We start from the raw sequence: 10513 nt of genomic DNA on the forward strand, positions 1-10513 counted from the left end.
CCTTGCCAAGACTGGATACAACTCCGCCCGTTACGAAGATGTACTTTGCAGACATGTCCGCGACCTCTGTATAAGTTTTTGAGATTTGTGCGTGGTGGGCACGATTAAGTATGGCAGGGTTCGGGACGGGAATCAATGGGGTTGATGAGGAGCTCAAATGGAGAGTGTGTTCGCGGGAAATGCACGGTGGAAGTAAGCTGGGAAGGATGAAAACGGCGAAGCGAGCGTCGGTAGTTGATCTTCAGGCGTGGATGTTGAGACGGCTGGACGCGCTGCGGCCTAATCGCGGGGCGGCGCATCTGGCGACCGGCTCAGCGGGCGAGCGCGAGGCGCTGTTTTATCTGCGCAGGGCGGGCTATACGGTGGTGGCGAGACGGTGGCGCTCGCCGAAGCTGTGGGGCGACGTTGACTTGATTGGATGGGATGGGGAGTGGCTCTGCTTTGTCGAAGTGAAGACGCGGACGGGACGCGATACCAATGAACCCGCCGAGTCTGCTGTGGACGAGGACAAGCGGCGGATGTTGCGCAGGATGGCGCGGGCGTATCTGGGTAGATTTCCAAAGGGACAGCGCGACAGAGTGCCGGTGCGGTTCGATGTGATGTCGGTATACTTGCAGCCGTCGGGCCATGAGTTCGAACTGTATCGCGGAGCGTTTGGATGGCGGTGACGTACACCAAAGGAACGGATGTGGCGCTGCTCGATCCGGCTGAGCTTGCTGAACGACTGGCGGCGGTGCTGCGCGGAGCGATGCCGTGGCTGGTGACTCTCTCCGAAGACGAGGCAACCGCGCAGGCGGAGGCGGGAAAGTGGTCGGCGAAGCAGGTGATTGGGCATCTGACGGATTCGGCGGTGAACAATCTGGGCAGAATTGTCAGGATGCAGCTTGCGCCGGGCGAGAGCCTGCCGGGTTATGCGCAGGACGGCTGGGTGCGGGTACAGCATTACGCAGAACGCGGGTGGCCCGAGGTGCTGGCTCTGTGGTTTGCCTTGAACGAGCATGTGGAATGGACGATTGCTCACGTGGAAAGGAAGAGTCTGGCCAATGGCGGAACTGTGGCAGGGCAAGGTCTGACGCTGGGGTTCCTGATTGAAGACTATGTTGCGCACATGGAGCACCACCTGCGCGCCCTGCGTGCCGATCTGGCGCGGGCAGGCTGCCGCTTCGATGCTACCGGTGTCTAATAGTTAGAGTTTGAGTAACGAGGGGAATAGAAGATGACGCTGCTGAATGCTCCGGAGTATAACCGACGCCGCGAGAACAGAAACCGCAATCTGCTGGTGGGCAGCGGAGTGGTGGTGCTGCTTGCGGTCGTGATTGGGCTGGGCGGATACATCATGGGGCATGGGTGGTTCTTTTCCCTGCTGCCAGTCGAGCACAGGATCAACGTGTTTATGAACACGCTTGAGGCCAAGGACTACAGCAAGGCTTACGGCATCTGGATGAATGATCCGAACTGGCAGCAGCATCCGCAGAAGTATGACTACACGCTCCAGCGGTTTACGCAGGACTGGACGACGGCGAGCGACTGGGGCCCGATTACGTCGCACGATGTGAAGATCTCGAAGCGGACCGGCTCGGGCGTGATCATCGAGGTTGAGGTGAACCATAGTCCGAAGCATCTCTTCCTGTGGTACGAGGAGAAGGATGGGACGCTGACCTATTCGCCGTATGAGCTTGGGCATTAGGGACCGGCTTCTGCGCGTTTTCTCAAGTACTTAAGCCGGCTCACGGATACGAAATAGCCTGCCGATAGGGTGTGTAGCGTGGAGGCGGACTGCTTCTGTCGCTCACAAATTCGGCTGGACGAAAGAGACGATCCGATGATGCAGGTGACGGAGCAGAGTGCGCTGAGTGTGTCCGCAATGGTGAAGGACGCGGCTTATCTGGACCAGGCTGTCGAAGAGGTCTTCAGTCTGATGCTGGGGGCTTCCGTGGCCGTTGTGGACGGCGGCGTGACCATGGACCCGGCTTCGGAGACCCTGACGGCGGTGATTGGACTGGCAGGCGCGTTGAGTGGAGCCTGCACTGTGCAGGCCCGCGCGAATACAGCCATGCACATGACCTCGCGGATGGTGGGAATGGACGTGACTGAGGTGGACGATGGCGTTCTGGATGGGCTGGGCGAGATCAGCAATATGCTGGCGGGCGCGTGGAAGTCGAAGATCCCGCCGCTGAACGCCGACTGCCTGCTCTCGGTGCCGACGGTGGTGACGGGAACGCGGTACACCGTTCACAGGCAGCCCCCGGTGTTTCTGGTCGAGAGAAACTACCGGCTGAACGACCACGTGTTTACGGTCAGGGTGTATGGAGAGATTCAATAGGTTCTTTGCACAGAGGCATGGGGATGCGGCGGATTTAAAGAATCCGCTATGCATGCCCGTTATCTAAGGCGTAGACGGCATTCACCGTCGTGTGAGTGTCCGGTCTGTCGACTCCGCGTAAGGACCTTTTCGGATGGCTTCGATTTATCGAGATGCGGTGATCGACGTTTCTGCCGATACAGCGTGGGCCGCGCTTCAGGATGTGGGTGCGGCTGACCGGCCCTTTGCCGGAGTGCTGACCGGCTGCACGCTGGAGGGCGATGTACGCACCGTCACGTTTGCTAACGGGATGGTTGCGAAAGAGCGCATCGTGACTGTGGACGATGGACACCGGAGAGTCGTTTACTCCACGCTGAACGAAGTGTTTCTACACCATAGCGCCTCGATGCGGATCGTCCCGATGGGCGAACGGCAGTGTCGTTTTATCTGGATCAGCGATGTTCTGCCCGAGCAGGCAGCGGAGAGGATTGCTCCGCTGGTGGATGCCGGGTGTCTGGCGATTAAGAAAAACCTGGAGAGCGGAAAGGCAGAGTCGAGTATGCCGCACGTTGCGTCGCCGTCTTAAGGCGGTTTCGATCTCGTTGTGACAGTCGAGTCGGAGAGTTGTGGTGGCCCACCCTTTGTGCAAAGGGCGCACAAAGGATGGGGCACCCGAAGTTTTGCAACCACTTGAGCTACAAATGCTGCTAAAACAGCAGCCTGGCCGTGACGATGAGGTTGTGGTTGTAGGCGTGGAACCTGCTGGTGGCGATCTGCTCGCCTGCACCGAAGCTCAGACCAAGCCTGCTCCGGGGTTCACCTGGACGCAGCGAAAACTTTCCGGCGAGCAGCCCCGGCGTGAGGAAGACCTGATTCCTGCCGTGGTTGGGGCCGCCGTGAAAGTACATCGCGTTGGCTTCCAGCTCGGGCCAGAGGTATTTACCCAGATGGTATTGCGCGGTGGTGTTCCAGGCAATGGGGCGGCCAAGTTTGATCGTGTTTCCAGTGGGCAGCGTGGCTCCCAGGGTGCTTTGAAGGTTGAAGCGTCCGAAGCCCTTGCCTGCGGCAAAGGTGGGGGAAACGCTTGCATTGGTGCTGCCGTTTTTGTGGCTGCCGGTGGGGATGGAAAAGGGAAAGCAGAAACTGACGACATAGTTGCCGCGCTCATTGCCGCCGGCGAGGGCGCGGTATTTGACGAGGAAGGACATGTCGCCTGCTCCGTCGAGCGACGAGGGCGAGCTGTGCTCAAGATACGGCGGGAGGTTGATGTCGATCTCGGTGTTGGCCCATGGAATGAGGTTGACGCCCTTGCTGGTGCCGTAGTTCCAGGTGGTGGCGTGGGTGGATGAGATCTGGCGCGAGAAGTCCGTGCGCGCCACCTGGATGAGGCCCGGAAAGAGCGTGGCCAGGGGCGGTGGCCACGCGGGCTGCTTCGATTGCGTGGCGGACGTGCGGGCCTCCCACCGCTCGAAGAAGTTGCTCTGGGCACGAAGCGGTATGGCGAATAGAAGAACGCAGAGAAAAAGTGCGGCTCGTTTAGTCAAGGGATTGGCCTCCTGAGTGAAAGGAACAGGCACAGCTTGATCGAGGCAAAAAAATGCCCGCGACCACTATTTTGTTGAGATTTGCCTCGCCATGAGGATGCAGAGTGATGGGCCACGCGCGGCCGGAATTGGCAGGCCCGGAGGGATTTGAATCCCGAAGGAGATGATGAGTCCCCGCTCTCACCGTCGAGCGACAGCCAGCAGGAACCGCTTTTCGAGATAAGAGAATTGCCACTGCGCTCGTGGACAGGTGGGCTTCCGCTTCATCGCGGATTTGTCAGGCGCTTACCTCATTGTACCGGGCGGGCACTCAAGTACAAAATCCGCGGGATGCGTGAGGTCGGCAGGCAGCGGGACGCGCACGGCGTGCGGGAAATCGATGCTGCGATTGGCGGCGAGCGCTTGCATCAGAGTTTCCTTAGGGAAGGTCTGATTAAGTCCGCGAAGATTCCCTCAGGCGCTAAAGCCCCATTGAATTGAGGGACGTGGTGGCGTGGCTGAAGCCACGCCCTTCAAAGCGAAGACTTAATCAGAGTTTCCTTAGAACGAGAGCCGTGCGCTCACCTGAATCTCTCTTCCCGGGGTGCTTACTTCGGTGATCGACCCAAACCCTGCCGTGTTCACAAATCGGTTCGGCGTTCCCAGGTTGGTGTGGTTCAGAGCGTTGAAGAATTCGCCGCGCGTCTCCAGCCGCAGCGCCTCGGTCAACACAAAGCCGCGCACCACGCTTACATCCATCGTCTCCATGCCTGGTCCGGGAACCGAATTTCTGCTTGCATTGCCGAAGGTATACGCGGGCGGAGCCGCGAACGCGGCCGGATTGAACCAGTGCGTTGCGTTCTTCGTCCCCGGCCCGAAGACCTGCTTGCCGGTCACGTTGGCACGTATGGGATTCTCGCCGAGCGCAGTGCCCGCGTTGGCAGTATCGCCGAAGACCGAGATCGTGAGCGGAAATCCGCTCTGCACCTGAAGGATCGCCGAAGTCCGCCAGTTTGCGGTCAACGCGCGCGTCAACCCGCTTCTTCCCCATGTCGGCGCATCGTAGACGGCGCTGACCGCGACACGGTTCCTGACGTCGCACGCCGGTCCCTTTTCAGCGGCGAGATCGTGATTGTTCTGCGGAATCGATGCTTCGAACATGGGCGAGCGGAAGTCGGGCGCATTCGACAGGCTCTTCGACCACGTGTAGTTCGCCAGCAGACTCAGTCCCCTGGCCGCAGTTCTCCGCACATTCACGTAGCCCGCGTCGTACCAGCTCTCGGCGGAGTTTTCGAGCAGGTTGATGGTGCTGACGCCAAACGTCGTGCTCGCCACCGTCACATTGGACGGTATCACCGAATTGGGAACGAAGCTGATCTGCTTGAATGGCCGTCGCGGCTGAATTGGCCCCGGCCCGGGCAGCGCGTTGTTGATCAGATGAGCGCGCTGCAGATGCAATCCGACAGAACCCAGATAGCCGACCTCGACGACCGTGCTCGCGCCTACGCTCTTCGCCACCGATGCGCTCCATTGCTGGATGTACTGAGGTGAAGGATGCGTCTCCATCCCGGTGAAGCTGACGACCGTCTTTCCGAGCACGGCCGGAGCGAAATTGAAGCCATTGATCGACGGGGTAAAGTTGTCGCTTTGGTTCGTCTCCGGGAACGTATAAGGGACATTGTGGCGTTGATTGCACCATGTGTTCATGTCCACCGGCGTAAAGAAGATCCCATAGGCCGCATGAAGCACCAGCCCCTGGCTGGGAATGCTCTGCGCGATTCCCAGCCGGGGCGCGAAGTTTGCCCGGTTGGGATACATCAGGCCCTTCGGCATTCCATTCTGCCCACCGATAAAGACGCTGGGCGTTCCATCGGAGGCGAAGGTCAGGTTGCTGTTGGTGTATCTCCGGTCGATCAGCGCGCTCATGTATTCATAGCGGATACCGTAGTCGAGCGTCGTATTCGATGCCAAGCGGAAGGTGTCCTGCGCGTAGCCATCGGCGTACCACTGGCTGAGATTCATCTGCGGAATGCCCGCCTGCCGCTGGCGGACTGCGGGCAGGCCCAACAGGAAACTCGCCAGTGCTGAGCCCGTGCCGTCGTTGGCTCCAATGTCTGTCGTAAAGCCGTTGGTGAACTGGTAGAAGCCTCGGTTCTGGAAGAACCCCCACATGGGCCAGATGAACCGCTGGTAGACGCCGCCGAACTTCAGGCTGTGGCGACCAAGCAGCCAGGTCAGCGTGTCGCGTCCCTCGACCAGCGTGTCCCACGAGTGCATGGGCGTTGCCGAGAAGCTGTCACCGATGGGCGAATATCCCTGCACCGCGAAGTAGGGTGCTCCCCATGCACCCGGCCCGCCAAACCCGATCCCCGCGATCCCCAGCTCGCCCGTGATGTCGTTCTTGTTCGCGCTCTCGGTCGTATGGTCCATGCTCAGCCGCGACACCGCCACCGTCGCCACGTTCAGCAGCGACGGCGTAAAGATGTGGCTGTACGAACCCACTCCCTGCTGCGAAAGATTGTCGTGCACATAGCCGAACCCGGGCAGGTTCTCCGGCATGAACCCGTGTTCTCCGCCTGCGCTGTATCGCGCAAATGCTGTATTGGCGGCGTTGAACTGGCGGTCGATCCGCAGCGTGCCCTGATCGGTATAGTGGACTTCGTTGCGCACATCGAGATAGTTATTGGAGTCATTGCCCGAGCCCACGACCGTCGGCTGGCCCATCATCGTCATCCCGCTGCCCATCCCCATCATCAGGTTCGGCTGGGGAACATACTTCGTCAGCATCGTCACAGCAACCGAACTCAACCTGTCCGTGGGAATCTTGTTGTTCGGAAACGGCTGCCGCGTGAACTGCGGATTCTGGTGGCTCACAGGAAGCGCCGGGTTGTAGTTTGGGTTCGCCACCGTCGTTGCCGGATCATAGATGGTTACACCGCTCGCACTGAAATCGCCGGCCGCCTCGTCCGGTGTGGCAACCGTCATCGTCATCGTGTCCGCCTGGACGTGGCGGAGCGCCTCGTAGTTCAGAAAGAAGAACGTCTTCTTTCCGGGCAGCACCGGCCCCCCGAGCGAGGCGCCGAAGTTGTTCTGCACCAGGTGATTGGTACCCCCCATCTCGTTGAATGAGTGAGCATCCATTGCGCCGTTGCGCAGGAACTCGTATGCGGTGCCGTGCAGATGCGTCCCTCCCGAACGGGTGACGATATTCACCTGGCCGCCGCCTGCGCCGCCCATCTCGGCCGAGTAGCTGCCAATCAATACCTGGAACTCCTCGACGGCATCCGGCGACGCGCTGAAGTTCTGCGTATTGAAGGTCGGGTCGGTATTGGTCGCGCCATCCAGCAGGAAGTAATTGGAGTTTGGACGATTGCCGCCCACGCTGATCGCCGACCGCTGCCCCGGCCGCCAGTACAGCGGATTCATGTCTCCCGTCTGTGCCCCGTGGCTGACGTGCGCGCCCGGAACCGTCAGCATCAGGTCCACCAGCATTCGACCGTTCAGAGGCAGTTGCGCCACCGCCCGCTGGTCCACAACCTCGCCGACGCTTGCATCTGCGGTCTTCAACAGCTCCGCCGCTGTGACCGCCGTCACGCTCTGGCTGTCCGGTCCAATGGACAACACCACATCCAGTGTGGCCTGCTGGCCGACTTCGAGCTGCAGCGAACGCCTGGCTACGGCAAATCCCCTGCTGCTCGCCTCCAGCAGGTACGCTCCCGGCAGCAACCCGCCCGCCTCGTAGACGCCCTGCCCGTTCGCTATGAACTCCCGCGCCTCTCCAGTCTTCACCGAGGTCAATGTCACCGTCGCATGAGCGATCGCAAGGTGCTGAGGATCGGTCACGACGCCGCGCAGAACGGCATAGTTCGTCTGAGCCAAAGCGATCGAACCAGCAAAAAACGCGACCACGAGGATGATTGGCAGCCATGCGCGTCTCATAAGTCTCCTGAACTGAACCTGCACTTGTCCGGGTATCTGTGACCGGATCGTTTCTTCAACAGCCGCCTGGCTTCGCCTTGCGCACGGTTGGCTCCGTATCATTTCCTTGAATCGCTGTTGCTATCGAGCGGAAGCAGCCTGAAGAGCCGGATCCACAGAAATGTCGGGACTGCGCAAGTCTGGCAGAGACAGGAAGGCCTTCACAACCAACTTTAGGTGGAGATTTTCTTCATCCCGAAGACGTTCGGCACCAATGACTCAGAGTGTTTCAGGGAGAGTTTGACTAAGTCTGTGAGCATTCCCTAAAGTTCCTCTGCGCCCTGTGAAACCCAACCGGAATCCGTTAATAACGTTTGATGAGCGGCTTGGGCGCGGGACCCTGCTTCCCATGGAGAAGCCAGTCGAGGCTGCTACGGACGTCTTCTTCGCGCGCCTCACCCATGATGCGGCCGACGATCTCTCCTTGCTGGTCCAGGATGAGTGTACCGGGCACGATGTCCCCGAGACCGACGCGAGCGAGCATGTCGGTGTCTCCCCCGAGCCAGATGTCCATTTTGAGCTTCTGCTGGGTGACATAGGGCCCGACTTTGGCGCGGTCCTTCTGCTCGTCAATCGAGATAGCAACGAAGCGAACACCCTGGGCAGCGTATTGCTGCGCAAGTGCCGAGAGTCGAGGCAGCTCCATACGGCATGGACCGCACCAGGTGGCCCAGAAGCTGACGACTGAGATGGAGCCCTGGAGCGCGGCAAGCTTCTGCGGATGACCGTCGAGGTCCCTGAAGCTGAGGTTGGGCACATGCTTCGCCTGCGCGGCATACGGAAGCAGAGCGAGAGCAAGCACAGCGTACAGGCGGACTGCTCTTAATGATGAACATTGCATGGTGGGTGCAGTGTAGCGAATCGATCGCACGCGCAACTCCAACGAAAGATGGAGAGATTTCCCCACCGATATGCTCGTGTGCCGGGGGACAGAAATTGCTATCGTTCCGTAGAGTTCAAACAAAAAAATGAACTTTTCTGTGACTGATTTCTGAGGAGACCGGCTTATGCAAGCAGGCATGAAGACGCACACAAGGCGCGTTCGCGCAGGTAGGACGCGGATTTTATCGATGGTATGGGCGGTCGCCATGACGGCGATGTTGGGCAGTTGCACAATCCCGGCGCTGGCACAAGGCTGCGTCGCGGCACACTCGCCCCAGCCTCTGACGGCTGGGCTGGACCCTGGAGCACGGCTGGGCGGTTTGCATTCGCTCTCGGTGACGGTAGGGTTCCGCACGTATAGCTCGTTTCGCCACTATGTCGGCACGGTGTATCAGGTGCAGCGTGCGACCAAGCACAATGAGGTCGAGAACCACGTCAATCTTTACGATCTGACGATTGCCTACCAGTTGACGCCTCGCTGGAGCCTGACGGCAGACATTCCCGCCATGACGGCGACGCGACATCAGCAGGGATCGCCGGCGGTCAACACGTACCGTTCGGGCGGAATTGGCGATGTGCTGGTGGGCGGGCAGATGTGGATTTGGCGTCCGCCGACGGAGAGCCATGGGAATATTGCATTGACCGCCAGCCTGAAACTGCCAACGGGAATCAATGACGCAAAGGGATTGAAACTGCTCTCGAATGGACAGTTTCAAATGCAGCCGTTTGATGAGTCGATTCAGCCGGGCGATGGAACGTGGGGCTTTTCGCTGGGAGCCAACGCCTTCCGCGAGACCTACTTTCATACCTTCGGCTACTTCACCGGATCGTGGCTGTTCAATCCGCAGGACACGACGGGAGTGGCGCAGTTCCGGTCTGCACCGGGCGAGAACGTGATCTCGGCGACCGACCAGTACCTGTGGCGCGGCGGCTTGTCGCATGCAGTGCCGAAGGTGACGGGGTTGGCTCTGAGCTTCGGCGGCAGAATGGAAGGCATTCCGGTGCGCGATGCGTTTGGTTCAAGCAACGGCTTTCGCCGTCCAGGGTATGTCATCTCGATTGAGCCTGCCTTGATGTACTCGCGCGGACGGAACATGATCGACGTGAGCGGGCCATGGGCGATTCAGCGAAACCGTAAAACCAGCGTGACGGACTTCGCCAATCACACTCATGGAGACGCCGCATTCTCCGACTATACGATCATTGCGTCGTATACCCGAACCTTCTAGGTCGGCGCAAAAGCGGGCAAGGATCAAGAGGCCCGGTGATTGTGCCGAGCCTCTTTCCGCGCCAGTCTGCAAAATACAGATTCCCTTTACTGAACAATGGACACCTCTGGACACCTTTCTTGGAGGTGAATCGGCAGTGTCTATGCGCAGTTCAAGTGTGGTGGGCCCGGAGGGATTTGAACCCCCATGACGCAAAACGGGCATCCAGCAGTGGTGGGCCCGGAGGGATTTGAACCCCCCATGACGCAAAGCGGGCATCCAGCAGTGGTGGGCCCGGAGGGATTTGAACCCCCAACCAAGGGATTATGAGTTTTGGCGGGGTATAGCTCCAACTGGGTCATAACCAATTGAAAAAAAGGTGAAGTAACACGAACAGCCCGCACGGAAGGAAAATGCGCCACAGTTGATTTTGTTGGGGTTAGCAGGGAGCGATTGAGGCTGCACGTCACAATTTACGTCACAAAACCTACGAACAATGGCCGACTGATTTTACGACGGTTGGCCACTTTACCTAAGCTGTGAAACCTGCCCTATCCCCGCTTTTTGGGGATAGGGCAGGTTTCACAGCTAGGGATGGCCGGGATTCACCGCTCAAGTAC

Annotated in this window: 10 protein-coding genes; 6 read left to right on the plus strand and 4 right to left on the minus strand. The window is 59.5% G+C overall.

The features are described from left to right. Positions 1-206 precede the first annotated feature (206 nt). From VFU66_RS13045 to VFU66_RS13065, 5 genes are all read left to right on the plus strand, one after another. The gene (locus tag VFU66_RS13045; protein ID WP_326446700.1) at positions 207-668 is read left to right on the plus strand and encodes a YraN family protein; all 462 of its coding nucleotides are present in this window, start codon (positions 207-209) and stop codon (positions 666-668) included. Further along, positions 659-1183, plus strand: a complete 525-nt coding sequence (locus VFU66_RS13050) for a DinB family protein (protein ID WP_326446701.1) — start codon at positions 659-661, stop codon at positions 1181-1183. Before VFU66_RS13045 ends, VFU66_RS13050 begins: the two co-directional genes overlap by 10 nt. A 33-nt stretch (positions 1184-1216) precedes the next feature. Further along, complete coding sequence (locus VFU66_RS13055; protein WP_326446702.1) at positions 1217-1687, plus strand: hypothetical protein; 471 nt, start codon at positions 1217-1219, stop codon at positions 1685-1687. A gap of 135 nt (positions 1688-1822) precedes the next feature. Then, a complete protein-coding gene (locus VFU66_RS13060) occupies positions 1823-2323 on the plus strand; it encodes a chemotaxis protein CheX (protein WP_326446703.1) in 501 nt (166 codons plus the stop codon). Positions 2324-2456: 133 nt separating this feature from the next. Further along, complete coding sequence (locus tag VFU66_RS13065) at positions 2457-2888, plus strand: SRPBCC family protein (protein ID WP_326446704.1); 432 nt, start codon at positions 2457-2459, stop codon at positions 2886-2888. 121 nt (positions 2889-3009) lie between these two features. Here VFU66_RS13065 and VFU66_RS13070 read toward each other — a convergent pair whose 3' ends face one another. The 4 genes from VFU66_RS13070 to VFU66_RS13085 all read right to left on the minus strand — a co-directional run bounded on the left by VFU66_RS13070 (position 3010) and on the right by VFU66_RS13085 (position 8605). After that, the gene (locus VFU66_RS13070; RefSeq protein WP_326446705.1) at positions 3010-3846 is read right to left on the minus strand and encodes a transporter family protein; all 837 of its coding nucleotides are present in this window, start codon (positions 3844-3846) and stop codon (positions 3010-3012) included. 285 nt (positions 3847-4131) lie between these two features. Further along, positions 4132-4254 carry a hypothetical protein gene (locus VFU66_RS13075; RefSeq protein ID WP_326446706.1) on the minus strand — a complete coding sequence of 41 codons (123 nt, stop codon included), beginning with the start codon at positions 4252-4254 and terminating at the stop codon, positions 4132-4134. A gap of 132 nt (positions 4255-4386) precedes the next feature. After that, on the minus strand, positions 4387-7764 hold the full coding sequence (locus VFU66_RS13080; protein WP_326446707.1) for a TonB-dependent receptor: 3378 nt from the start codon (positions 7762-7764) through the stop codon (positions 4387-4389). Positions 7765-8107: 343 nt separating this feature from the next. Continuing rightward, positions 8108-8605 (minus strand): TlpA family protein disulfide reductase, encoded by a 498-nt coding sequence (locus tag VFU66_RS13085; protein ID WP_326446708.1) that lies wholly within the window; start codon positions 8603-8605, stop codon positions 8108-8110. Positions 8606-8822: 217 nt separating this feature from the next. Between VFU66_RS13085 and VFU66_RS13090 the strand changes: the two genes are divergently transcribed. Then, complete coding sequence (locus VFU66_RS13090; protein WP_326446709.1) at positions 8823-9914, plus strand: hypothetical protein; 1092 nt, start codon at positions 8823-8825, stop codon at positions 9912-9914. Positions 9915-10513 lie beyond the last annotated feature (599 nt).

Origin of the sequence: Edaphobacter sp., from assembly GCF_035763405.1 — a bacterium.
Taxonomy (GTDB): Bacteria; Acidobacteriota; Terriglobia; order Terriglobales; family Acidobacteriaceae; genus Edaphobacter.